This is a genomic window from Algoriphagus yeomjeoni, from assembly GCF_049821175.1.
GTDB lineage: Bacteria > Bacteroidota > Bacteroidia > Cytophagales > Cyclobacteriaceae > Algoriphagus > Algoriphagus yeomjeoni_A.
Window position 1 is genome coordinate 833714 of sequence record NZ_CP187512.1, and the last position, 26104, is coordinate 859817.

Genomic DNA, 26104 nt, shown 5'->3' on the forward strand with positions numbered 1-26104 from the left:
TTAGAAAATACGTAAGATGAAATGAAGGATTTAAAAAAAAATGTGGTAAAAAAAATGAAGGAATGTGTCTAAAGACTAACCCCCAAAACCGCCAAAATGCTTTTCAATCCAAGTGCTAAAGTGACAAGCCAGATTAACACTGCTAGGATTGTTTGAAATGGCTTATTTCGGAAATCTCCCAAGACCGACTTTTGTGAAGCAATCCAAATAATCCAGCCACTGATGAGAGGAAGTAGAACTCCATTTGCCAGTTGGGCGAGGGTGATTAATTGCACAGGTTTGATTCCAAGTGAGGCAAAGAGAAGTCCAAGACCCACGATTACCCCCATAGATATGCGCATGGATCTTGAGCGGATTTCCTGACTCCATCCCATTATTCCGCATATTACAAGTCCTGCTGCAAGCGGTGCTGTGATGCTGGATGTAAGTCCTGCAGCCATCAATCCAAAGCCCATTAAGTACTTTGCATAGCTCCCAAATACTCCCTCCAGACCTTTGGACACGTCAATCGCGCTAGAGATTTGATTGCTGGTATTCGCTGCTCCTACCATCAAAATAGCCATGGAAACGAGTCCGCCAAGAATGATGGAGATAGCAATATCTCTTCGCATCCAAGAGATGTCATCAGCTCCTGACCAGCGATTTTTAGCCAAGCTGGCGTATAGAAATAGATTGTAAGGAACGACTGTAGTCCCGATCAAAGCAACCAAAGTAGGTAGATTGTCATCATTCCATTTTGGAACAAAGCCTCCAAAAACAGCCGACCAATCGGGCTTTGTCAGTATGGCTGTTACAGAAAAAGCAATAGACATGAAAATAACTAAGCCCACAAGCACCCGCTCCAAGGCTTTGTAATTACCCAGCCAAAGTAAAATGAAAGCAAAAATACCTAAGATTAAATTTCCAGTCTGAATCTCAAAACTTGCAAAATTTAACGTTGGAGCTTCCCAGAAAACCTGAAGTCCTAAGTTTGTTCCCGATATATTCCCCGATTCATAAGCTGCATTTCCGAGGCCAATTGCAGTTAGCACCAGAATCATTGAAAAAATCCTGAAAAGCGGCTTTCCGGACTGATTTAGAATCAATTGGCTAAGATCCTGACCTGTAACTAGACCTATTCTGCCGGAGATTTCTTGTAAAATCACGGTAGAAATAATTGATAAACCCAAGGCCCAAAGTAAGCTGAAGCCGAAATTCACTCCGGCTAAGGTACACACGGTCACAGTGCCAGGACCGATGAAAGCCGCTGCGATAATTGGGCCTGGCCCAAGGTTATTAATGAATGATTTAAATCTCAAAGTTTATCTTTAAATATCAAGCTAAAGAATAGGGTAGGATTTTTGTACTTTTTTAATTCTGGAGCAATTAATCACAAACTCAAAAAAGCCGATTTTATGGTTTGGATCAAACGAATTTTAAAAGTATTGACGGTTATAGTTTTATCGTTTGTATTCTTTTTGATTTTACTTTTTAGGAATGATATTCCGACCGAGGAAGTTGACCAGAAATATGCTACGCCCGAATCACATTTTATATCCATCAATGGAATGAATGTACATGTGCGGATCATGGGAGAGGGAGAACCGATAATTCTGCTTCATGGAAGTTTTTCTTCACTTCATACCTGGGATAGCTGGCAGCAGGAATTGAGTCCTTACTTTCTTACGATTTCAGTTGATTTTCCTGGTCATGGACTTACAGGTCCAGATGAGTTGAAGCGATATAGTTTAACGGATTATTCACTTTTGATTTTGGAATTATCCGAAAAGCTGAACCTTGATAAGTTTCATTTGGCAGGAAATTCTATGGGAGGAGCTGTAGCGATGCAAATTGCATCAACTCGGTCGGATAAAGTTCTATCATTAAACCTCATCGATGCCTCCGGAGCACCTTCTATTCCTGAGTTGAGGATGGATGAGCAAGCGCCTGAGAAAACTGATCCCTGGATTATTAAAGTGGCTAAGAATCCGGTTTTTTCATCTATACTTTTGAAATGCACACCTAAGTTTCTTTTCGGGATGAATATGAAGCAGGTCTATGCAGATCCCGATAAGGTCACTGATCAGGCAATCACCCGATATTATGAATTAATGCTTCGTGCAGGCAATCGGAAAGCTACGTTGGATAGATTAGAAGCACCTCGCGAGACGCGTATAGATTTTGAAAGGCTGAATATGCCAACTTTGATTATGTGGGGAAAGGAAGATTCCTGGATTCCTGTGTCTCAGGGATATGCTTTAGAAAAAGCTATTCCAGGTTCTAAATTGGTAGTTTTTGATAATGCAGGTCATGTGCCTATGGAAGAAATACCGACGGAGTCTGTCGCTAAATATCTCTCGTTTTTAGGGGTGGAGGTACGAATGGACTACTTTCAGGAACCCAAACTAATGACATATGCCGATTGAATATTTGATTGTTTTAGTGATCATTCTTCAAGTGATCTTCATAGTTCTATTTTTCCTGCGAAAGAACAATGAGCAGGAAAAAACTTTTTTGCAAGCTGAATTGGCTAGAATGAGCAAGGAATTAGAAATAGCTTTAGCTCAATCTAGAAGAGAGGCAAGTGAGAATCTAACGAACCAGTTTCAGCTGGTTTTCAACAGTATTCGTGCTAATTCCAAGGATCAAAATGAGGCTTTGAAATCCTTTGGAGAGGTTTTTAGGCAAAATGTCCAAGAATTCAATACTCTTCAAAGAGAGAAATTTACCGAGCTCAATCGTAGGCAAGAAGACCTAATGAAGACTACCGAATTGAGACTGGAAAAGATCCGGGAGACTGTGGATGAAAAGCTACAGAAGACTCTTGAAACGCGATTAGGACAGTCTTTCGAAATGGTCAGCAATCAGTTGCAAGCCGTTCAAAAAGGCTTGGGCGAAATGCAAAGCCTGGCATCTGGTGTTGGGGATTTGAAGCGTGTTTTGACGAACGTAAAGAGTCGAGGCGTTCTAGGGGAATATCAGTTGCAGGCTATTTTGGAGAATTTACTTTCTGCTGAGCAATATGTTTTGAATGCTGAAGTAGGCAAGGGGAATCGGGAGCGGGTGGAATTTGCTGTGAAAATGCCAGGACAAAATGATCCTGTTCTCCTACCAATAGATTCTAAATTCCCACAAGAATCTTATTTAAGACTGGTTGACGCCTATGAAATAGCCTCTAAGCCGGAAATAGAAATGAACCGAAATGAGCTTTTCAAAGCAGTTAAAAAAGCAGCACTTGATATTCAGAATAAATACATAAACCCGCCTTACACTACTGATTTTGCCATACTTTTTCTTCCCGTAGAAAGTCTTTATGCTGAAATCCTCCGGGAACCTGGACTCACTCAGCAAATCCAGCAAGATTATAAAGTGCTGGTAACGGGCCCAACTACACTTTCTGCCATCTTAAATAGTCTCCAAATGGGATTTAGAACCTTGGCGATACAGAAGAGAAGTTCTGAGGTTTGGCAAGTTTTGGGAGCGATCAAAACCGAGTTTGGGAAATTCGGTGAGCTGATCGAAAAGACCCAGAAGAAGCTTTCAGAGGCAAATTCTGAACTAGACAAACTGGTGGGAGCAAGAACAAGAGTGATTCAGCGGAAGTTGAAAGATATCCAGGAATTGCCAGAAGCTGAAAGTAGTAAACTGCTCGAGGACTGATGTTTTAGAATAGAGGAAGGTTGAAAAAACCTCTCAAAAAGTGAATTTTTAGATTTTAGGTTTGTTACTTTGACTCATAAGGCCAAAAGAAATTGCTTATTATCTGATTACCATTTAGAAAGCTATTATTTTTGCCAATTCAAAAATCACCTGAATTACCTCTATGGGGATGAATATAGTGATTGCCGGTGCTGGAGATATGGGTTACCACCTCGCTGAGCAATTAAGTTTTGATAATAAGGACATCACGCTGATCGATACAGACAGAGAAGTCCTGGACTATGTGTCCTCCAAACTCGACGTATTAACAGTTCAGGGAGATGCTACCTCTTTTGAAATTCTCAAACGTGCCAATGTGAACAGAGCCAGCATGGTTTTGGCCGTTACAACCTCCGAGAAAACCAATATTGTTACTGCTGTATTAGCAAAGCAACTTGGAGCAAAACGTGTGATGGCTAGAGTGAGAAATCACTCGTATATGGAGTCTGATAATTTAGCCTATTTCAAAAATTTAGGCATTGACAATCTGATTTCGCCTACAATGCTTTGCAGCAAGCACATATTTAACATGATCGAAAACTCCAGCTTCACGGAAGTTTTCGATTTTGAAGGCGGAAAACTCAATATTGTTGGAATCACCTTAGATCAAAGCAATCCTTTGGTCAACCAGCGGATTATGGATACCAAATCCAATCCAATTTTTGATGACATTCGAATAATAGCGATTCTGAGGGATCAAAAAACACTAATACCTAGAGGGAGCACGATCATTCGTAACAATGACCACGTATTTTTTATTTCGAATAAGAAAAATACACAGACTATCATGGAAGTGCTAGGTCAAGAAAAGCATACCATCAAAAATGTGATGATTATAGGTGGTGATGACATGGCCTTGACTACTGCGCTCAGGCTAGAAGATCATTTCAGAGTAACTCTAATCAATAAGGACAAGGAACGCTGTAAATGGCTAGCTGAGAATCTTAAAAATTCGCTAGTGATCAACGGCGATTATAAAAATGTAGAATTACTTATTGAAGAGGGCTTGGAGCAAATGGATGCATTTCTAGCGTTGACCGAATCATCTGAGACGAATATTATTGCGAGTTTGACTGCCAAAAATCACGGTGTCTACAAAACAATTGCTCACGTGGATACGCGGGAGTATATCCATATTTCTCATAGTATTGGTGTGGATTCTCTTATCAACAAGAAGCTGGTTGCAGCAAATGAGATTTCAAGATTCTTGAAAAAGGGTACAGTAGAGGCTGTTTCTGGTATTTATGGTGTAGACGCTGAGTTTATCCAATACTCCGTTTGTAAGAATAACAGATTAATTAAAAATCCACTTAGAGAGTTGCACTTTCCAGATTCGGCTATTGTAGCTGGAGTTATCCGTGGGGAAGAAGTCTTTATTCCAGATGGGGATTTTCAGCTGGATTTGAACGATAAAGCTATTGTATTGGCATTGCCAGAAGCCAAGAATGCACTAGAAAAACTGTTTCATTAAGGGATGATCCATTTTAAAGAAATCGGGAAGATCATGGGAGCACTCTTGGTGTTAATTTCCCTTTTAATGCTTCCTGGAATTATTTTTTCAATTCATTTCGATGAAGACCCTTGGCCTATATTGAGTTCAGCCCTGATTACTATGGTTATCGGAGCCACACTGTTTTTCTCATTTTCTAAGCAAGATCAGAATATTCGGAAGCGGGAAGGGTACCTCATAGTTGCCCTGAGCTGGGTTTTTATGGCAGGATTTGGAATGCTTCCATATGTGCTGAGTAACCAGATAAATGGATTTTCGGATGCGCTTTTCGAGACCATGTCTGGCCTCACTACCACAGGAGCTTCTATTTTGACAGATATTGAAGCTATGCCTAAGGGGTTGCTTTTTTGGAGAAGTATGACACAGTGGATCGGTGGATTGGGAATCATCGTTTTGACAGTTGCTATTTTCCCGCTGTTGGGGATAGGCGGGATTGAGCTCTTTGTAGCAGAATCTCCTGGACCTACTTCTGATAAAGTTCACCCGAGAATTTCTGAAACAGCGAAGCGTCTGTGGTACGTCTATGTAGGGCTTACTGTCTTGGCAACTTTACTTTATTGGGTGGGAGGAATGACCTTTTTCGATGCGATCAATCATGCCCTTACCACGCTAGCTACCGGAGGATTCTCTACCAAGAATGCGAGTATGGCTTATTACGATTCAGCATTCATTCAGTATGTAGCCATCTTCTTCATGTTTTTGGCGGGCACAAACTTTACAGTGATTTATTTTGGTCTGATCGGGAAATTCAAAAGAGTGTTGCAAAGTGATGAGTTCAAAACCTATGGGTTTACCCTTCTTGCCCTGGCAATTATCCTGTATTATCCGATTTTCGCAAATGGTGGTGTAAGCCATGAATTGGCCTTCCGCAAATCTTTATTTCAAGTTGTTTCGATTGTTACAACTACCGGATACGTAACAGATGATTATACCCAGTACAGTCAAGGTCTGACATTCATCTGCTTTATGTTGTTGTTTTTAGGTGGTTGTGCAGGCTCAACTGCCGGTGGGATCAAGTTTGTAAGACATCTGACATTCATTAAGAATTCATGGCTTGAATTTAAGCGTTTGGTTCATCCAAGAGCGATTGTCCCTTTGATGATCAACGGGGATAGAGTTACAGGTAGAATCATCACGCATATCATGAATTTCTTGTTGATCTACCTGCTTACTTTTGTACTTGGGGCCTTGGCTCTTTCTCTGATGGGCTATGATTTGGCCACTTCGCTAGGCTCTGTCGCCACTTCACTCGCCAATGTCGGTCCAGGAATCGGCAAAGTAGGTCCGGTTGATAATTTTGCTTTTTTCTCGCCTTCGGCAAAAATCTTCCTATCTGTAATTATGCTTCTTGGACGATTGGAGCTATTTACGCTCTTGATTTTATTTACTCCATTCTTCTGGAGAGCTAATTAATCTGTCACCTGAAACTGCGCCTGGATCTTCGCTATTCGGTCTTCAATTGATTCCGAACTGATCGATGTTCTGCTCAATCTATCCACCATTATTGGAAAGGAAAAAGGAGTGAATTGTACAGGATGTTTCACTACCAATCGCTGACGATTGATTTTTTGCAATGCATGAATCATTTTATCTTCTTCCATCTGTTGATCTATAGCCTCGCCGTGTGCTTGTTTTAGCAATAAATTCTCAGGATCATATTGCTCAAAAACCTGAAAAAGTAAACTTGAATTAGCTTGGATATGCTTGAAGGTAGTTGGCTTTCCCGGATAACCCTGAAAGACTAACCCTGCAATACTTGCGATTTCCCTGAATTTTCTTCGTGTCATTTCCGTCTCATTTACACAGCGAAGGATATCTTCCCGAAGGTTTTTGAGAGAAAAAAGATCCTCCTCAAGTATTTCTTCGATATTCACATAGCTGTCGCAAAGCAGTTCAAACCCATAATCATTCATGGCCATGCTAAAAGTAACCGGATAGCTGACGCTGATTCTGTAGGCGATTAATGCGCTCATTAATTCATGAATTGCCCTACCCTCGAATGGATAAAAGAAGATGTGAAATCCTTGATTAGTCTGGTGTGATTCTATCAAAAAGGTATCCCTGTTTGGGACGATAGAAAGACGGTTTTGCAGTTCCAAAATTGGGGATGCCTGGACAATTTCTTCTGAGATTGAAATTCCCTGATTGTAGAGTTCGAAGATCTCCCGAATCTTGTCAGCCAATTTAGATGAAAGTGACATTCTTGCGCCCATCCAACTTACTACATTAGTCGTCTTTTTTTCTGAAACTTTTACCGTGGCTATCAATCCATTTACTCTTAGCAATTCAAGGCTTCTTCCAGTAAAGAAAAATCGGTCGCCAATTTTCATTTTTGAAATAAAGGACTCTTCCACAGTACCGAGGTAAGCTCCATTTTTGAACTTTACTTTAATCATAGCCTCTGAGACGATTGTTCCCATGGACAAGCGGTGCTTCATCGCTATCTTTTTATTCGTGACCTTATAAAGTCCATCCTCAGTTTGAATTACCTTCAAAAAGTCCTCATAACTTGCCAATGAAGCACCTCCTTTTGTGATAAAGTCCATAACCCAAGACATCTCCGCTACAGATAAATTTTTATAGGAATGACACTTTTTCACAACTTCATAAATTGACTTTTCATCAAATCCATCACCGACAGCCAAGGTCACCAGAAATTGAATCAAGACGTCATAGGCTAGAATAGGTGGGAATTGGGACTCCATTTCTTCCTTCTCGATCGCATCTCGGAGTGCAGCAGCTTCGATTAACTCCAGTGAATTAGTTGGCACAAAAAATATCTCCGAAGGTAATCCAGGCTGATGGGAAGCACGCCCGGCACGCTGCATGAATCGAGAGACTCCTTTTGGACTGCCAACTTGAATAACTCGGTTCACAGGCCGGAAATCTACACCTAGGTCTAAACTGGAGGTACAAACTACCAGTTTTAATTTTCCTTCATGTAGGGCGTTTTCTACCCATCCACGAACAGACATATCTAATGAACCATGATGCATAGCAATCCAGCCTGCCCAATCCGGTCTGGACTCGAGGATCTTTTGATACCAGATTTCAGTTTGCGATCGGGTATTGGTGAAGAGTAAAACGGTTTTGCCTTCTTCTATAATTGGAATAACCTGGTCAAGCATTCTGATTCCCAAGTGACCATGCCAAGGGTATTTCTCAACCTCCTCGGGGATCACCGTATTTAGAATTATCTGTTTCTTTATATCTGCTTTGACGATATGTACTGGAAAATTTTCTCCCAAAAGTGTCTTTGCGGCAGCTTCCAAGTTTCCGATTGTCGCGGATACTGCCCATCTACGAAAAGTATCTGGGCAGATGGATTGAATGTATTCAAGTGCTAACTGAACCTGCACGCCACGCTTGTTCCCAACCAGCTCATGCCATTCGTCTACAACTACAGCCTGTACATTTTGAAATAAATCTGCATGGTCTTTCTGGGAAATCAGCACATGAAGGGTTTCAGGTGTGGTAATCAAACACTCAGGTGGCCGTCTTTTAATAGCCGCACGAGTTTTAGCATCTGTGTCACCATTTCTTACTACTACTTGCCACGGAAGACCGATGGTCTCACAGACTTCCTGCATTGCTTTTTGGATATCCTGAGCCAAAGCACGAAGGGGAGTTACCCAGATCAACTGAACCCCATTTTTCTTGTGGCTCTGCCAGGAATCGGGATTATTTTTTATGTATTCCAAAATGACAGGAAACCAAAGGGCAAAAGTTTTACCTGAGCCTGTAGGAGCATTGAGAAGCCCGGATTTCCCGTCGAGGTAATCATTCCAAGTTTGCTCCTGAAATGGAAAAAGCGTCCAACCTTTCTTTTGAAAATAATCCAAACCAACTGCTAGACGCGTTTCTTTCATTAGTAAAATTTATAAGGAGATTTAGTTAAGTTTATGAAGCTAATCGATTTGAAAAAACGGGAAGAACTCCAAATGAATTGATAATTTTAGAAATAACCGAACAGGTGGAAATCTGTTTGCGTTGAGTTTAGAAAAAAAGATCTATGAGAAATGTAATTATAGTACTTCTGGTTTTGATTTGCTTTGGATCTTGTACTGAGAGTGATCAAGATCTTTATACTGGACAAAGATTGGATTTTCAATTGTTTAAAGCCAGTGATTTTAACTACAGTGGGACGTTTTCCGTCCGGGAATTGATAGATGGTAATTTGGAGGCTACCATTCAGTTAGTAGGAGAAAGAAGTTCTGCTGCCACTACTTTTCCGGCCCATTTACATCATGGAGATTATACTGACCCAGAAGCGCCAATGGCTCTGATGCTTACTCCGGTAAGTGGAGATGACCTGCAGAGTAAAACCGTTCTTGGTAGTTTGATGGATGGTACAAAGCTAAGCTTTGAGGATATGAAGATTTTTGATGGACATGTTAAAGTGCATTTGGCGAGTGAAGGTCCGGATTATCAAGTGATTTTAGTCGCTGGCAATGTTGGGTCGAATGTAGATGAGGTTGGAGGTTTCGATGCGGGTTTAATAACGATTTGCTCTCCTGATTTTTAATAGTCTGAATTTACTCTAAACATAAAAAGCAGCTCTAAAGCTGCTTTTTATGTTTACTACTAGAATAAAAATTACTCTACTACAACAGGGAAAGTGATATCCAGATCAGATTCTCCGCCTGCCTGAGCATAGTCTGTGAAATTTGGATTGTCTGCTCCCGGGTAGTTTTTGTCCAAATCATGACGAAGGATCACACGCATTTCAGCGTTGTTGAATCCTGGAAATTCCTGTACAGTTACGATGCCTTTCAGTCCTATCAACTCACCACCTTCATCATCATAGGAATACGAAAGGAATGGAGAGCTATTGAATGCAGAACCCAAGAAATAGAATTGATGCTCATCACCTTCTTCTTGAATCTCTTCAGTGATATCTTCATTTTCGATGGAGTTATAAACTTCGATAGACATTTGATACGTTTTACCCTTTGTCAACCTGACGGTTTCAACCGTTGGCACTCCACCCACTTCAATTCCTTCTGCGTCAGAAGCTGTAAATTCAAAAGGCGAGCCCACTGCATTTCCGCTGGCGTCGATTTCTTGGAACATCAGCGTGACATCTGTGATCACTTCTCCGTCATTTTCTGGAACAGGATCTTCACTTTCGCAGCTCGAAATTGAAAATGCACCTAATGCTAGTGCAAGGAGGTAAAGTTTGTTTTTAGTGTTCATAAAATAATTGGTTAGAATTCGTAGTTGATTTTTAATAAGATATTTCTTCCCATATCATAGGTGAAGTATCGAAAGCGGTTCATATAATCTTTATACTCGGTGTTGAATACATTTTGTACCTGAAGGCCAAGATTCATCTTGTTTTCACCGATGTTTATTTGCTTGGTGTATGCTAGGTTGAATAAACCATAAGCTGGAGGAGCAGGAGCAATGTCAAAATCCGGCTCTCTGTTTTGCTTTGCGACCAAAACATTACTTAAAGTGATTTTATTTGTTTTGGGATCAGAATCCATTGCAAAGCTGTATGAGACGCCCCAGTCCATTCTATTAGATGGAATAAAAGGGAAGTAGCTGTCATCTTCTGTGTTCTTTGCCTGCACGATTGATCCTTTTAAATATCCACTGATTTTCTTCGAGAATTCATAGCTTCCTGCAAAGTCGAATCCATAAAAAAATGCATTTGCTTGCAAGTACTCATAGACATTGAATGTCCCTCTCAAACTCACATAGGTTTCACCCGTAGGATTTAGGTAAATGTAATCTTGAATAGGATTCAGGTAGGCTGTGAATTCCAGATGGGTTTTGTTTCCGTCGTATTGAAGCTCATTTATCCATTTAAGTGACTTCTCAGAATTCAAATCAGCATTGCCAATTTCTACCGCAGCAGCGCCATGATGAAGACCTTCAGAGAATAATTCATTCACATTAGGCGGTCTCCATGCAGAGCCTAGATTGGAGTTGAAAGTTAGGTCTGGACTGATGTGATATAGACCACCTAGAAATGCTGAGAAATTTTGATAATCCAAATCAGCAGTTCTTAGCTCATTATCAATATATCTGGCAGTATTCACATTTCTGAAGTCATATCGTACTCCAGCTTCTACTTCGAGTGGACCTTTGGAATATTTCTCCATAGCGTACATTCCTACATTGACCATGTCGTAATTGGGGATCAAAGGAGTCACACCCGTTCCCGGAACATTACTGTTTGCCTGCTGTATAAGGTTTACGCCCCAAGTGCCACTTAATTCATTTTTATGCGTGTGATTTACATAGAGGTCTAGCGTATTGGTAAAAAGCTCCAAATCCAAACTTGCTTTTTCATTCAGATCTCCTCTTCGTTTGTCAAATTCCTGTCGGTGATTCAATTGAAAGCCGTATTGAAAATTAACTTTCCAACTTTCGGAAATGTGATAATGAGATTTCAACTTCGCCAAATGATGCGTTACCCGTTGTTTTGGGTTGAGTATATCATAAGTGAATTCTCCATCTGAGAATGGCCTTCCATTTTCAATAATGTTTTCTAAATCAGAAAGATTCCCAGTATGTGAATCGTTCAATATCCCCAATTCAGAATGGAATAAACTGTAATAAGCTTCCACACCAAGTTTTGAACTGCTATACCCTAGGGAACTGCTTAGATTAAGCTCACTGACACCTGTATTGTCCTGAAAATATCCAGGTGATTTTATATTACCTGATCTTTTAGCAGATCCTTGAATTCTGTACCCTAGGCCTTTAACTTTTTCCAAACCTCCCACATGCACCAGATTGATATTACCCATTCCTCCATTTGTTGCACCGATCAGGTTTAGACTTGTCTTGCTAAATTTATTTGTTGGAAGTGGAGCAGGATTCACTAGAATAACACCTCCCATTGCTTCTGGGCCATATCTTACTGTCTCGGCACCTTTTACCACGGTGATCTCATCTGCTAGAAAAGGGTCAATTTCCGGCGCATGTTCTGCTCCCCATTGCTGTCCCTCCAGTCGAATCCCATTATTCATGATCATGATTCGATTGCTGTGCATGCCGTGAATCACAGGTTTGGCTATGCTATTTCCGGTAGAAAAAGTAGACACTCCAGATATTCTCTTTAGACTTTCTCCGAGGTTTTCTCCTCTTGCTTCAAGTAGATTTTCTCCGTAAAGAGCAGAGACAGATGTAGTAGTCTGAACAGCATCTCTGTGTCCGTGAACTTCTACGCCTTCCAGACCTAGCGCTTCATCTTCCAGCCTATAGGTTTTACTAAAGGTGTTTGATTCTAATCGTATAGTGTCTTTAATGTCTTTATGTCCTAAGTATTGTATAGTTAATGTGTATGTTCCGCTGCAAAGATTTTTGACTGTGAAATTACCGTTCTGATCACTAACGGCACCTTCTTCAGCTTCGACTACCCAAACATAAGCAGCTTCGATAGGTTCGTTATTTTCCAGATGGATGATTTTACCTCTAATGGATAGCTTACAATCCTGCGCCTGAAGCGTAGTGTAAACCAGTAAAATCAATGGTATTAGTATTCCTGTTTTCAAATTCACGTTGCAAAAATAGCTGGCGTTGAATTTATAAACTAGTATAAATGAAACAAAGTTGCATTTATAGGATAAATGGTGAAAAAATAAAAGGAACCGATTCTTTGCGGTGTGATTGGACTGGAGAATTGAGCTTTTACAGGTGTTGAAAATCTAATCCTGTTGATTCTTTGTCATTCTCTGACATCTTTGCTTATCTGAAATTTCTAATACTTACTTTTAGCCAATGGAATTTGCCATAGTAGATATTGAGACCACAGGCGGTGCACCCAAGCATGGTGGTATTACAGAAGTTGCCGTGTTGATTCATGATGGAGAATCAATTATCAGAGAATATCAGACTCTTCTTAATCCTGAACAGGCAATCCCAACTTACATCACTGGGCTGACTGGAATTGACAATTTCATGGTTAGACATCAGCCAACTTTTGAAGATATTCATGAGGAGTTGTGGGAATTGCTGAACGACAGAGTGTTTGTCGCTCACAATGTCAGTTTCGATTATGGGTTTCTTCGTGAAGCATTTTTTAAAGTTGGGAAGGAGCTTAAAACTCCAAAACTGTGTACGGTTCGGCTTAGCAGAAAAGTATATCCGGGGATGAAATCTTACAGTCTGGGCAGACTCTGTGAAAGTCAGAAAATAGAGATTGAAGCTAGGCACAGAGCTATGGGCGATGCGAAAGCCACAGCTATTTTGTTTGATCGAATGATCAAATCAGACTTTCAGATCATTAATCAATCGCTTAAGAAAAATACAGGAGAGTCCTTTCTTCCACCCAATTTCCCTCACTCCAAATTCAAAGAAATACCAACCACCTGCGGCGTATATTATATGGTGGATGAGCGCGGAAAGGTGATTTATGTTGGGAAGGCAATTAATATAAGAGAGCGTTTTAAAAACCACTTTTCCGGTCAATTACTTCCTAACCTCAAGCAAAAACTGAAGACTGAAGTCTTTGATTTGAAATGGGAATTGACCGGAAGTGAAATAATGGCTCTTTTATTTGAGGCTATGGAAATCAAGCGGTTATGGCCTAAATATAATTCTGCTCTGAAGTTACCAAAACGACTTTTTGGCTTATTCCATTACGAGGATAATTCCGGGTATGGGAGATTTCAAGTTTCGAAGATCACTAAATTTTTCAAGCCACTTGAATCATTTTTCTCCATGGAGGAGGCAAATACTTTTCTCAAAACTGGGATCAAAACTTACAACCTTTGTCCCAAATTATGTGGACTCAGGAAAGTGAATTGCTCTCCTGAGGAAGAATTGCACTGTGACGGAGCATGTCATTTCACAGAAAAACCAAAGGATTACAATGAGAAGGTTGCGGAGTTTGTAGGGAAAATCAAGGAAAGCCAAAAAGAACTCCTGATTAGCTTAGAAGGCCGTAACTCTAATGAAACTGCTTACTGCATGTTTGAAAGTGGGATGCTCAGCAGATTTGCCTACTTGGAAAATGATCAAATTACAGATGATATTCCTTCCCAACTAACTGTGGTTGCACAGGTGCCAGAGACCTATTATATCTTACGGCAATACATACATCAGATAAACCCAGAGCAGATTCAAGTATTGGAAACGAGTTGATCTTACCTACAAGTCATTTGTATTAAAGGTATCACCCTGATTGATGTCTCCAGTTTCAAACCCTTTTTTAAACCACTTCATTCTCTGAGCGGATGTTCCGTGGGTAAAAGAATCTGGAGTCACTCGGCCGCTTGATTGTTTTTGAAGACGGTCATCTCCGATAGCATTTGCAGCATTTAGGGCTTCATCCAAGTCGCCCTTTTCCATCCAGCCTATAGATTTTTGACTATGATTTGCCCATACACCAGCTAAGAAATCAGCCTGAAGCTCGAGTTTTACTGAAAATTGATTGTACTCTTTTTCACTCACTTGGCCTCGAAGTTTATCCATTTCAGCAGTGATTCCAGAGATCTTTTGAATATGATGCCCGACTTCATGAGCGATTACATAAGCCTGTGCAAAATCTCCCGGAGCATTCAACTTAACTTCCATTTCTTTAAAGAAACTCAAATCTATGTATAGCTTTTCATCACCTGGACAATAGAATGGGCCGGTGGCGCTGGATGCCATTCCGCATGCAGAAGATACCTGCCCGCTAAAAAGAACCAGAGTGGGCTCTCTATAATTTTCTAGTATGTTATTCCAGACGTCTTCTGTATCGGCCAAAATAGTTTCACTAAAAGCTGCTAATCGATCTTCTTCCGCAGAGGGAGTGTAATTGGTCTCAGTAGTGAACCCCTGTCCACCCCCTTCTCCTATAAAGTTTCCCAAAAAGGTGAGAGGATTAGTGCCTGTGATGACAGAAATGGCAATTATTATTCCGACGATTATGAGTCCGGTTTTGGAGAATAAAACCTTAAGGAGTGGTCCGATGAGCATGGGACTGAATCCTCCTCCGCCCGATCCTCCAACTCGTTGACCGCGTCTATCTTCTACATTAGAGCTTCGTCTTCTTCCTTCCCATTTCATAGGTATTTTATTTAGTTTTTTGGGGTATTATAGTCTATCCAACCCTGTTCACCGAAACTGAGGGAGTGATTATTCTTCCATCTTCGTCGTTCCAGTTAATGTAGTATTCAGATAATAAAAGGTTCAATTTTGTTTAAAATTAACCAAATTGGGCAATTGCACATTGACTTATACTTAATTTGCCAAATTAATTAAACCCTAAAATCCATGAATAATAAAGTTTTTCAAAGACTTGCACTTACACTTTCACTTGCCTGTGTCTTTACCGTAGTTCAAGCTCAAACGGGAGTAGGCGTAAAACCTGAGAAGGGTTCCAAATTATATCTGGACGGCTCTAAAAAATCCCTTGAAAAAAATTGGGAGTATTGGGAAGGACCTAGGTTTATGGCTGAAAAGCCAATTAAATGGCCTGAAGTGACTGATCCGGTAGATGGAGGAAAAGCAATAAGTAGTAATGACCCGGCAGCAGCTGGAGGTCTTTATGGCGCTGCTGATATCGTTACCAAAGATAAATTTGAAGATTTTCGTGCCCATGTAGAGTTTTACATAAAAAATGAAGGCGGAAATAGTGGAGTTTATTTACAGAATAGGTATGAGGTACAAATTCTTGATGGTGATTATGGTGATCATGGAATGGCCGCACTGATAAACGAACATATTCCTACTTCTAAAGAGTATTATGGAATAGGAAAGTGGAATGCTTATGATATTATTTTTAAAGCAGCTCGTTTTGAAAATGGGAAATTAGTTGCAAAGCCTCGAGCGACAGTCTATTTAAATGGTGTGAAAATTCATGAAGACAAGGAAATTCAGCAGGTTTGGGGTGGCCCAAACTCAGGTCTTGACGGAGGAAATGATGGAGGTAAAGGAATTACGGATACCCCAGGAGGATTGAAACTTCAGGCTGAAGGACATGATGTCTTTTATAGAAATGTCTGGATCAAAAAGTTAGATTTAGATGGGAAATCAACTGATTTCTAATCGTATTTATCAAGCATTAAAAAGCCCTGAATTTTATTGTTCAGGGCTTTTTGCATTTAATTTTGTTTCTCAGCAACTCATAAGTCTTTTTGTTTTTCTAAACTCAATTTGAAATTATAATCAAGTTTGATGCTGAGTGAATAAAGCAACCGGTTTTTCTCATTGTCTCCTGAGATGATTTTTCTAGCACTTTAATCGGGTAATCACAATTTGGGTATGTATATTCTTATAAAGGGTACTCAAGATTTAGCCAATTGATCTAAAATCAAATTCTGGTTCCAAGGCGGTGGATTCGTAAGAATATTTTGGGTTGCTTTTGTGGGATCTACCAAAACTCTGTGAGTCAGGCTTACTATAAATTCAAAGAAGGTGAGTTTTTCAGAAGGTGGTTATTAAATATTACTATTCTTTGAATTATTTTGTGAAGATAGAAGAACTAGGGTGTAATAGCTGATATATTTTTAAAAAATTTTGAAAAAAGATTAATAAGTGGTTTCAAGTGGATTTGCTCAGTGTGTACTTGATATGATTTTATTGAATGACCTCATTTAAGGTTCCTGTTCCATAACCTATCATTTTCCAATCTGATATTTCCAAGTCTATAATTGCCATCATTCCTGGCTGTAATCCTAAGTAATTATCACCGGAAATATGAGAAAGTAGTAAGCTTATGGTAGGATTATGCCCTACCACAAGGCAAGTATTTACCGCAATCGAAGTTTTTTCAAGCATTTCAATAATATTTCTCATGTCGCCAGTGTATATATCTTTTGTGAAAACTGACTCCTTTATAGAGATGTACTTTTCTATTATTTCGGCTGTTTCCATTGTGCGCGTAGCAGCTGAACAGTACATCAAATCGACAGTTTGCAAAGAGGAATTGAGTCTTCCACCCATCCTGATAAGATTTTCTCTCCCTTTTTTGGTTAATTGCCTTTGAAAATCTGAGCTATTAGAAAAACTTGCTTCTCCGTGTCGAAGTAAAAACAATCGCTTCATGATAAGTGGTTTATACCGTTGTAAATGCTCATCTCTTTGTTCAAAAATCCCTCCAAAATGAGTCTATGGAATTTTAATTATTTGGACGAGAAAACAATGCCCTCTATTTTTAGCTTTTCTAATAGGGGATAAAACCCTTAAAAAATCGCCATATATGTCAAAAAACCTTGTTATCGTCGAGTCACCTGCCAAAGCTAAAACCATTGAGGGATACTTGGGTAAGGACTATAAGGTAGCATCCAGCTACGGTCACGTTCGGGATCTTCCAAAAGGCGATAAAGCAATCGATATTAAAAATAGATTTAGTCCCACCTATGAAGTCACAGCCGATAAAAAGGATGTGATTAAGAATTTAAAAGCTTTAGTTAAGGATGCCGAAACTGTCTACCTAGCGAGTGATGATGACCGCGAGGGAGAGGCTATTTCTTGGCATTTAAAGGAAGTTTTAAAGCTAAAGGATGAAAATACCAAAAGGATCGTATTCAGAGAAATCACAAAAAATGCGATTGTAAAAGCGATTGAAAATCCGCGCGGAATAGATATAGACTTGGTGAATGCGCAGCAGGCCAGACGTATTTTGGATCGATTGGTAGGTTTTGAGTTATCTCCAATTCTTTGGAAGAAAATCAAAACTGGTCTTTCTGCAGGACGCGTTCAATCTGTAGCAGTTAGATTAATTGTTGATAGAGAAAGGGAAATTGAGCAGCATAAGGCAAAATCAAGTTATAGAGTAACAGCGATTTTTGAAGTAGAAGGCAAAACCTTCCAAGCTGAGCTTCCAAAGAAATTCGACACCAAAGCTGAAGCAGAGGAATTCCTCAAGAAGTGTTTGGAAGCAGATTTTTCCGTAGCTAACCTTGAGAAAAAACCAGGAAAGAAATCTCCAGCTGCTCCTTTTACTACTTCAACCCTGCAGCAGGAAGCAAGTAGAAAGCTTTATTTCTCAGTAGCACAGACGATGTCTGTCGCTCAGAAGCTTTATGAAGCTGGTAAGATTACTTATATGAGAACAGATAGTGTGAATCTATCGGATGACGCGATGGCTTCTGCCAAAAATGCTATCCAAGGTTCATACGGTGACAAATACCATAAATCAAGAAAATTCACAACCAAGTCTGAAGGTGCTCAGGAGGCTCACGAAGCCATTCGGCCTACAGACTTCTCCAATACTCATGGGTCTGGTGATCGCAATGAACAGCGTCTCTATGAGCTAATCTGGAAGCGTGCCATTGCTTCTCAGATGGCTGATGCAGAATTGGAGAAAACAATAATTACGGTTGATATCTCAAATCAGCCCCAAAATCTGGTTGCAACAGGGGAGATCATCAAGTTTGATGGATTCCTAAAAGTGTATCTTGAAGATACCGATGATGAGCCAGAAGAGGAAGAAACCAATGCAGGCAAAGCTTTGTTGCCTCCATTGACAATTGGTCAAGGTCTTGCGCTTCAGGAGATGAAAGGTCGGGAGACTTTCTCCAGAGCTTCTCCTAGATATACGGAAGCTTCTTTGGTAAAGAAACTTGAAGAGTTGGGAATTGGTCGTCCATCTACCTATGCACCTACCATTTCCACCATACAAAGACGTGAATATGTAATCAAGGAATCCAGAGATGGTACTCCTAGAGATTATGTAGAAATGATCATCGCGAAGGGAGAGTTTAAGGACAATACCAAAACCGAAAATACCGGTGCTGAGAAGCAAAAGCTTTTCCCTACCAATATTGCAATGGTTGTAAATGACTTTCTAGTAGAGCATTTCCCTAATGTAATTGACTTTAGCTTTACTGCAAGAGTAGAGAAGGAGTTTGATGATATCGCTGCTGGCGGTCAAGTTTGGCAGGATATGCTTGATTCTTTCTATGGCAATTTCCATAAAAATGTAGAAGATACTGAGCAAATCGCAAGACAGGATCTAAATACCAGTCGTGAACTAGGTAACCATCCTGTAAGTGGTAAGCCGATGATTGCTCGACTTGGAAAATTTGGGCCATTGGTTCAGATTGGTGATTCTGAGGATGAAGAGAAGCAGTTTGCCAGTTTAAAGAAAGGTCAGTTCATCGAAAACATCACGATGGAAGATGCGTTGGAATTATTCAAACTTCCTCGTGACATCGGAATGTTTGAGGACAAAAAGATGGTCGCTGCGATTGGTAGATTTGGGCCGTATGTGCGGCATGATGGTAATTTTGTTTCTCTTCCAAAGGAAATGGATCCTTTAAGTATCACTGAAGAAGAGGGAATCCAACTCATCAAGGATAAGCGCGAAGCAGATGCCAAAAAGCATATCAAGTCATTTGATGAGAATCCTGAAATTCAGGTATTGAACGGCAGATGGGGACCTTATATCAAAATGGGTAAGAATAATTATAAGATTCCTAAAGATAAGGAAGCAGAAACTTTAACTTACGAAGAGACGATTCATATCATTGAAAATCAGCCGGAACCAAAGAAAAAAGGTGGCAGATTCGCAAAGAAAAAGTAACTTTTAATTCAAGTCAATAAGAGTTTATGAACAGGCCTAATTCAATTCTAGTTAAGATTGTTTTAGGCTTGTTTTTGTTTTTAGGCGGGAATATGGCTATTGCGCAGCTGGTTTTTCAGGGGACCGTTGCGGATTATGATACAGGTGATGGGATTCCATATGCCACAGTTTTTATCACAAATACCACCTTTGGTGTTTCTGCAGATGAAAATGGAAAATTCTCACTTTCTATTCCCGAGGGAAACTATGAAGTGATTATTCGAATGTTGGGATATAATGGGTTGGTATTCAGTTTATCAACAGCAGAGCTAAAGCCTCAGGGTTACCGGTTTTTGCTAACACCAAGTGAGGAGGAGTTGGACTTAGTAGAGGTAAAGGTAAACCGTGACCCAGCCTGGTACAGGAATCTGGAGAATTTCAAAGCGTATTTTCTTGGTACATCAGAAAATGGCATCAAATGCAAGTTTCTCAATGAAACTGTATTAAGACTGGATGATCAAAGCGAAGCAGGTGTGCTTAAGGTGACCGCCGCAGATATCCTGAGAATTGAAAATCCGAATCTTGGCTACCGGCTTGACTATTTGCTGGAAGAGTTTAGGTTTCAAAGGAAGGATGGTTATGTTTTCTACGCCGGTTATCCACTCTTTGTGCCTGATTCAACCTTGTCTCGGGGCAAACAGAGAAAAGTCGAAAAACAACGTGAAAAAGCCTACCGTGGAAGTTTACAACACTTGATCAGGTCTATTTATGAAGGAAACACAGAAGAAGAGGGATTTATCCTAAGGAAGCTCTATCGAATTCCTGATCCATCCAACCCCGGTAAGTTCGTCAATCAATTGGATTCCAATCCTTTTTCCGCAGAGGAACTTATCAAGAAGAATGCAGAGGGCAAAGTCATGCTACGCTTCAGCGACTACGTACATGTCACCTTTACCGAGGAGTTGGAAAGTGTGGAATTTAGAGGTAGGGCCAGCTCTGGAAAGCTTGGAAATCAGGTTTCTACCCTGCACCTCGAAATGGAGGAATTGGAAATATATGCAAATGGAAGTTATGCAGATCCTTTTGGGATTTTGGTCGAAGGATATATTGCCTGGGAACGGGTTGGAGATTTGTTGCCAATGGATTATATGCCAGAAGTTAGCATTGATTGAGAAAGAAAATAGGATTTCCGCGTTAGCTCAATTTCATTCTGGCTGATTCATAATTAAATATCAAGCTTGATATTTTCCAAATACAGCGCTTTTTCCACGCTGGAGTAAAGTAAATCTGCATCAATCGGCTTAGTGATGTAATCATCCATTCCTATTGCAAAAACCCGCGCTTTGGTCTTTTCAGTTGTGTCTGCTGTTACTGCAATAATTGGGATATTTCTAGAATTCATACCTGAATTTCCAGATCGAATCTGTTCGGTGGCTTCATAACCGTCCATTTCAGGCATTTGCAGGTCCATTAGAACAGCGTCATACATTTTTGAATTCATTGCTTCCAAAGCTTCTAGCCCGTGGTTTGCAAAGTCAAAAGTCACCCCTTTCCATTTTCTTAAAATTGATTTGATCACGAGTTGGTTGACCATATTATCCTCGACTACAAGCAGGTGCTTGTCCTTCATAAGTTTCTCAGATTGGGCAGGAGTCATCATTTCTTGATTTTGCGAATTGACTATCGCCTTCTCTAATTCGAGGTTTATTCTTACCTGAGTCCCTTTATTTTTCAAAGAGCTGATTTCTATCTTACCATGATGGAGGTCCACCAAAGCTTTGACAATGCATAAGCCAATCCCAAAACCTCCATATTTTCTCTTATCATTGATTTGCTCCTGACTGAAAGAGTCAAATACCCGATCGAGTTTTTCTTTAGCAATTCCCACTCCTGTATCCTCAATCTCTAAGGAGATTCTAAGCTTATTTCCACGGGTTTCTTCCGTGTTTATCGATAGCTTTACTTGGCCTTTATGAGTGAATTTGGTGGCATTATCCAAAACATTTGAAATGATTTGCTTCAGGCGAATCGGATCACCAACCAATTTTGTTTTAATGCTATTTCGCTCTTCATAGATGAATTCCAGGCCTTTTTCACGGGATTTCAGATTAGTCACCACTTTTAATTCCTGGATGATTTTATACAAGTCAAACTCTACATTTGCTAGCTTCAAATCACCTTTTTCAATTTTGGAATAGTCCAGAATATCATTGATAGAGCCCAATAATGACATCGATGAAAATTGGATTACTTCTAGGTTGTTTTTGATAGTTGGGTCGTCTGTACTACTTATAATTGATTTGGAAAGTCCCAAAATCGCATTCAATGGAGTCCTGAGTTCGTGACTCATGTTAGAAAGGAAATAGGATTTCATTTCATTGGATTCCTCTGAGCGTAGTAATGCAATTTCCTGCATTTCCTCTTTTTCAGTCTTTAGCAATCGAATTCTATTTGCCATAGAAAGTGAGAGAAATATGATCTCTGCTCCGGTCCCAATTTTGGATGCATTCGCAGTGAAAAAAGAATTAGGAATCAGAGAGAAATTATTCAAAATAAAAATGACAAAACCGAAGGTTAAGCAGGCTATACCTATGGTAAAAAAGAAATCAATTCGAATGTTCTTAAGGTAGCTATAGATAATCGTGGATATGATTAGTGCCAAAATTAATATGCCCAGAATATTCACTGCAGGATAATAGATTGCTTGACCAGCGGCGTAAGTAAGAATTGCTACCAAAAGGATGATATGAGCTATAAACAGGATGTGGTAGGAGCTCTTAAGGATTTTAGATTGTCGTCCAGCAATGATGTAAACATAACTATAGCCACACAGTGCCATAGAGCTCAATGTGGCAAAGATCAAAAGCGAGCGGTTGGCAAACCAACCTGGTTCAAGCGTAATATATTGGAAAAAGTACCCATCCAGGTTTAAATGAAGTAAGGCTATGGATACTACATAGGCTACATAAAACAAGAAGCTGGACTCCCGCATTCCAAAGTAGAAGAACAGGTACATTACACTCGCTATAAATAGAATCCCATAGAAAAACCCGAAAATCAGTTGATTGAAAAACGAGGAATTTACTAGCGACGAGGTATCGTTCAACAGTAAAGGAACCGAAACTACTTCTCCGTCACTTTGGTATTTGATGTAAAATTTTGAAGTGGAATTTGGAGCAATTGTGATTGGAAAAATAAGCTTTCTATGCTGGAATGGTCTATCCTCAAACTTTATTAAATCTCCGCTCAATTGATCAGAGATAATGGCTCCTTGAGATACTTGATATAGGTGTACTACGTCGGTGATTGGTCTTCCAGTTTCCAAGTAAAAGGTTTTTTCTTCGTCAGAATCATTCTCAAGTGAGAATCTCAACCAGTAAGTTTTGTCAGTGAAACCGAGATCAGTAATTGTGTTTTTTAAGGGATTAAAAGCTAGGGAGTTTTCTTTTTCAAGCAATTCCTCCAAAGTATAATTTCCAGAATCGATTTGAGCAATTTCAGCCAAGTGATGGATGGAGATTGGAAATTCTTGGTTTGGTGTAGGTTGACCCTGACCATTTCTGACCAACATAAAAAGCATGCCTATGGCTAGACAATAATAAACATGTTTCATAAAGGTGATTAAAGGATAGGGATAGGTACGAGGTCTTTTTAATATTAGATCTTTTTAATGCCAAAATTGTTTGAATTAATGTAAAAAATCAGGGCTTTTATATCGTGGGTTTGGGTATTTATAGAAACCTTCCCCGGATTTGGCTCCAAGTTTTCCTTGATCTACATAAGTTTTTAAAAGTGCTGCGAAGGCACGTGATGCAGGATTTCTACGTGAGCTGGTAATGTGCCAAGCTGTATCTAAGCCTACATTGTCCAAAATACCGAATGGCCCGGCAGGCATATTGAAATTAATCATCCATGATTTATCTATTGCTTCCACCTCTGCAATTTCTCCTGTTAGTAATCTGCCTGCAGCATCGATCCAAGCTATAAGCAAGGTATTGAAGATGTAACCGGAATGTTCTTTTTTTACAAGAATGGGGATTTGATTGAGCTGTCTTCCGACCTCTTCCAACACACTTATAAGTGCCTGGTCTGTTTTAGGGTGTGGCATAATGTCCACTACTCTGGAGTGAAAAACATCATGGAAATGAAAAGCACAGAATTTCTCTGGTCTTCCTGAAATTTCTGCAAATTGTGAAGGTAGTAAGTAGGATGTGTTGGTGGTGAAAATAGTATGTGCTGGGGCCAGTTGTCCTATTTCTCTCCAAACTTCAGTTTTGATATCAGGGTCTTCAGTGACACTTTCACTAAGTAAATCTGTATGTTTTAGTGCTTCTTCGAGATCTAAAGTAAAGGAGATATTATCCAGTGCCTTTTTTCCTTCATCTTCTTTGATCAACTCTGCTCGACTCAATTTTGCCAGCAGTTTTTTCATAGCTGGTAAAGAATTTTTAAGACTATCCTCCTGATTATCATATACATTAACTTTATAGCCTGACAGTGCTGCTTGTAATCCGATTCTGGTTCCAAGGTTGCCAGCGCCTATAATACCAATAGTAGAAATAGTCATTATCTAGGTTAAATAGTGAAGCCTCCATCTGCTGTGAGCACAGATCCAGTAGTATAGGAAGATGCTGGTGAGGCCAAGAACAATGCCATGGCTCCAATTTCCTGAGCTGATCCCAAGCGCTTGATGGCAAGTTGATTCATGACCATTTTCATGATTTTCTCATTGGACCAAAGTGGTTCTGAGAATTTAGTCTCGATCAGGCCAGGGCAAATCACATTAACCCTGATTTTTGCTTCTCCCCATTCCTTAGCCAATACTTTGGTCATGGAAATCAATGCAGCTTTACTTACGCTATAAATACCTAATCCATGTTCAGGGGAAATTCCGCCTATAGAGCTGATATTGATGACAGAGGCGTTAGCTGAAGCTCGTAAATGTGGCCAGCATAATTTTGAAAGTTCAAAAGGAGCTTTCAAGTTTACATTCATGATTTTGTCAAAAGCTTCGGAGCTCGTTTCATGTACCGGACCGAAAACTGGACTCGTTGCTGCATTATTAACCAAAATATCAAGTTGCCCGCAAGCAGCTATAGTTTTCTCTACCAAATGTGGAAGTTCCTCAATATTTCCCACGTTACAGGAAATCCCAATGGCTTCGTATCCTTTTGCCCGAAGCTTGGCAGCCATCTCGTCTACAGCTTCCTGTTTTCTGCTGCAGAGCACGACTTTAGCTCCTGCAGCAGCGAATATTTCTGCAATACTGAACCCAATTCCTTTACTAGCTCCGGTAACCAAGGCGACTTTTCCGTCAAGTGAGAATAATGTTGATAGATCCATAGGTTGCTTTTTTTCTACTTTCAAGATATAAAAGATATACTAGATGCCTGAACGAATGGATATTATTCTCAGTTAAATTACAGCAACAGAGAATTGGAAACTTAAAAAGCTATGATAGAAGTAATTTTTGAAAGGACTGGACTGCCTGAGGATGTTTTACAAGTCAAAGAATCCCCCGCTCCAGAACCGAAGCCACACGAAGTTCAGATAGAAGTAAAGGCAAGAAACATAAACCCTTCAGATCTGATGTTTATCCAAGGCCGGTATGGAATCCAACCAAATTTGCCAAGTAGTGCAGGGTTTGAAGCAGCTGGTATTGTTAGTAAATCTGATGCAGAAGGTAGGGTGCCAATTGGTACGAGAGTTATGTTTACAGCGCAGGGTACGAGTATGGGTACTTGGCGAGAATACATTACGCTTCCGGCTAAGCAAGTAATTCCTATGCCTGATGAGATGCCTTTTGAAGTAGGATGCCAAGCATTTGTTAACCCTGTAACCGCCGTGGCGATGGTCAACCAATCTGCTTTAAAGGAAGGAGAATGGCTTTTGCTGACTGCGGGAGCTTCGGCTTTTGGGAAATTTGCAATTCAGGTAGCAAAGTCTAAAGGTATACGAGTTGCATGTACCGTTCGGCATGATGAGCAAAAAAAGTATTTGACTGATTTGGGTGCAGATCTAGTAGTTAACACCGAGAAAGAAGATTTGAGAAAAGTGATCACTGAAGTCACAGAAGTAGGTGTTACTGCAGTTTTTGATGCGGTAGGTGGAGAACTTGGAGCAAAGGCTCTGACCTGCATTAAGCAACTAGGGACTATGTATGTTTTTGGTGTTTTAAGCTTGGAAAATATGTCTTTAAACACAGGGATGATGATTTTCAAGGAAGTTAAAATAGAAGGGTTTTGGTTGAGTAGTTTGCTACAAAGAATTAGCAGTGAGGAAAGAGCGAAACTATATAAAGAGACGCAGGCCTTTTTGATGAAAGATGATTCAAAGGCAGAAGTGGCTGAGAAGTTTCCGCTTTCAGAAATAAAAGCGGCAATAGCAGCTTATAATAAGCCTGGCAGAAATGGAAAAATCCTCTTGGTGAGTTAATTTCTTTGAAATAGTTCTTCATAAAAAAAGGG

At 40.0% G+C, this 26104-nt stretch carries 19 protein-coding genes; 10 read left to right on the forward strand and 9 right to left on the reverse strand.

Going from position 1 to position 26104, the window contains the following annotated elements; genetic code table 11:
- Nucleotides 1-68: 68 nt before the first annotated feature.
- Nucleotides 69-1298: an Nramp family divalent metal transporter gene (locus ACPUEN_RS03265; RefSeq protein WP_425638410.1), complete on the reverse strand. Its 1230-nt coding sequence runs from the start codon at nt 1296-1298 to the stop codon at nt 69-71.
- 96 nt (nt 1299-1394) lie between these two features.
- Here ACPUEN_RS03265 and ACPUEN_RS03270 point away from each other — a divergent pair, with 96 nt between their 5' ends.
- The 4 genes from ACPUEN_RS03270 to ACPUEN_RS03285 all read left to right on the forward strand — a co-directional run bounded on the left by ACPUEN_RS03270 (nt 1395) and on the right by ACPUEN_RS03285 (nt 6601).
- Nucleotides 1395-2405 (forward strand): alpha/beta fold hydrolase, encoded by a 1011-nt coding sequence (locus ACPUEN_RS03270; protein ID WP_425638411.1) that lies wholly within the window; start codon nt 1395-1397, stop codon nt 2403-2405.
- Nucleotides 2395-3639: a DNA recombination protein RmuC gene (gene rmuC, locus ACPUEN_RS03275; protein WP_425638413.1), complete on the forward strand. Its 1245-nt coding sequence runs from the start codon at nt 2395-2397 to the stop codon at nt 3637-3639. Before ACPUEN_RS03270 ends, rmuC begins: the two co-directional genes overlap by 11 nt.
- Before the next feature lie 163 nt (nt 3640-3802).
- Nucleotides 3803-5149: a Trk system potassium transporter TrkA gene (trkA, locus tag ACPUEN_RS03280; RefSeq protein WP_425638415.1), complete on the forward strand. Its 1347-nt coding sequence runs from the start codon at nt 3803-3805 to the stop codon at nt 5147-5149.
- Nucleotides 5150-5152: 3 nt separating this feature from the next.
- Nucleotides 5153-6601, forward strand: coding sequence for a TrkH family potassium uptake protein (locus tag ACPUEN_RS03285; RefSeq protein ID WP_425638416.1), 1449 nt, complete (start codon nt 5153-5155; stop codon nt 6599-6601).
- On the opposite strand, the gene ACPUEN_RS03290 is transcribed toward ACPUEN_RS03285, so the two are convergent.
- Nucleotides 6598-9057 carry a ligase-associated DNA damage response DEXH box helicase gene (locus tag ACPUEN_RS03290; protein WP_425638419.1) on the reverse strand — a complete coding sequence of 820 codons (2460 nt, stop codon included), beginning with the start codon at nt 9055-9057 and terminating at the stop codon, nt 6598-6600. The two genes, ACPUEN_RS03285 and ACPUEN_RS03290, sit on opposite strands and share 4 nt — an antisense overlap.
- Before the next feature lie 143 nt (nt 9058-9200).
- Between ACPUEN_RS03290 and ACPUEN_RS03295 the strand changes: the two genes are divergently transcribed.
- Nucleotides 9201-9713 carry a hypothetical protein gene (locus ACPUEN_RS03295; protein ID WP_425638421.1) on the forward strand — a complete coding sequence of 171 codons (513 nt, stop codon included), beginning with the start codon at nt 9201-9203 and terminating at the stop codon, nt 9711-9713.
- Nucleotides 9714-9784: 71 nt separating this feature from the next.
- On the opposite strand, the gene ACPUEN_RS03300 is transcribed toward ACPUEN_RS03295, so the two are convergent.
- Both ACPUEN_RS03300 and ACPUEN_RS03305 read right to left on the reverse strand, forming a co-directional pair.
- Nucleotides 9785-10384, reverse strand: coding sequence for a hypothetical protein (locus ACPUEN_RS03300; RefSeq protein ID WP_425638423.1), 600 nt, complete (start codon nt 10382-10384; stop codon nt 9785-9787).
- Nucleotides 10385-10395: 11 nt separating this feature from the next.
- Nucleotides 10396-12702 (reverse strand): TonB-dependent receptor, encoded by a 2307-nt coding sequence (locus ACPUEN_RS03305; protein WP_425638424.1) that lies wholly within the window; start codon nt 12700-12702, stop codon nt 10396-10398.
- A 220-nt stretch (nt 12703-12922) separates the two neighbouring features.
- Here ACPUEN_RS03305 and ACPUEN_RS03310 point away from each other — a divergent pair, with 220 nt between their 5' ends.
- A complete protein-coding gene (locus ACPUEN_RS03310; RefSeq protein ID WP_425638427.1) occupies nt 12923-14287 on the forward strand; it encodes an exonuclease domain-containing protein in 1365 nt (454 codons plus the stop codon).
- A gap of 6 nt (nt 14288-14293) precedes the next feature.
- Here the strand turns inward: ACPUEN_RS03310 and ypfJ are convergent, their stop codons facing one another.
- Complete coding sequence (gene ypfJ / locus ACPUEN_RS03315) at nt 14294-15196, reverse strand: KPN_02809 family neutral zinc metallopeptidase (protein WP_425638429.1); 903 nt, start codon at nt 15194-15196, stop codon at nt 14294-14296.
- A gap of 207 nt (nt 15197-15403) precedes the next feature.
- Here ypfJ and ACPUEN_RS03320 point away from each other — a divergent pair, with 207 nt between their 5' ends.
- Nucleotides 15404-16177 (forward strand): 3-keto-disaccharide hydrolase, encoded by a 774-nt coding sequence (locus tag ACPUEN_RS03320; protein ID WP_425638432.1) that lies wholly within the window; start codon nt 15404-15406, stop codon nt 16175-16177.
- Between the two features lie 531 nt (nt 16178-16708).
- Here the strand turns inward: ACPUEN_RS03320 and ACPUEN_RS03325 are convergent.
- Entirely contained in the window at nt 16709-17176 is a 468-nt protein-coding gene (locus ACPUEN_RS03325; protein ID WP_425638434.1) for a SixA phosphatase family protein, read from the reverse strand.
- Nucleotides 17177-17330: 154 nt separating this feature from the next.
- Between ACPUEN_RS03325 and topA the strand changes: the two genes are divergently transcribed.
- Nucleotides 17331-19658 carry a type I DNA topoisomerase gene (gene topA / locus ACPUEN_RS03330; RefSeq protein ID WP_425638437.1) on the forward strand — a complete coding sequence of 776 codons (2328 nt, stop codon included), beginning with the start codon at nt 17331-17333 and terminating at the stop codon, nt 19656-19658.
- 26 nt (nt 19659-19684) lie between these two features.
- The gene (locus ACPUEN_RS03335) at nt 19685-20809 is read left to right on the forward strand and encodes a carboxypeptidase-like regulatory domain-containing protein (protein WP_425638440.1); all 1125 of its coding nucleotides are present in this window, start codon (nt 19685-19687) and stop codon (nt 20807-20809) included.
- A gap of 53 nt (nt 20810-20862) precedes the next feature.
- Here ACPUEN_RS03335 and ACPUEN_RS03340 read toward each other — a convergent pair whose 3' ends face one another.
- From ACPUEN_RS03340 to ACPUEN_RS03350, 3 genes are all read right to left on the reverse strand, one after another.
- Nucleotides 20863-23250 carry a 7TM diverse intracellular signaling domain-containing protein gene (locus tag ACPUEN_RS03340; RefSeq protein ID WP_425638442.1) on the reverse strand — a complete coding sequence of 796 codons (2388 nt, stop codon included), beginning with the start codon at nt 23248-23250 and terminating at the stop codon, nt 20863-20865.
- A 75-nt stretch (nt 23251-23325) separates the two neighbouring features.
- Nucleotides 23326-24204 carry a 3-hydroxyacyl-CoA dehydrogenase gene (locus tag ACPUEN_RS03345; RefSeq protein ID WP_425638445.1) on the reverse strand — a complete coding sequence of 293 codons (879 nt, stop codon included), beginning with the start codon at nt 24202-24204 and terminating at the stop codon, nt 23326-23328.
- An 8-nt stretch (nt 24205-24212) separates the two neighbouring features.
- Entirely contained in the window at nt 24213-24980 is a 768-nt protein-coding gene (locus tag ACPUEN_RS03350; RefSeq protein WP_425638447.1) for an SDR family NAD(P)-dependent oxidoreductase, read from the reverse strand.
- 111 nt (nt 24981-25091) lie between these two features.
- On the opposite strand from ACPUEN_RS03350, the gene ACPUEN_RS03355 reads away from it, so the two are divergent.
- Nucleotides 25092-26072, forward strand: a complete 981-nt coding sequence (locus ACPUEN_RS03355; protein ID WP_425638449.1) for a zinc-dependent alcohol dehydrogenase family protein — start codon at nt 25092-25094, stop codon at nt 26070-26072.
- Nucleotides 26073-26104 lie beyond the last annotated feature (32 nt).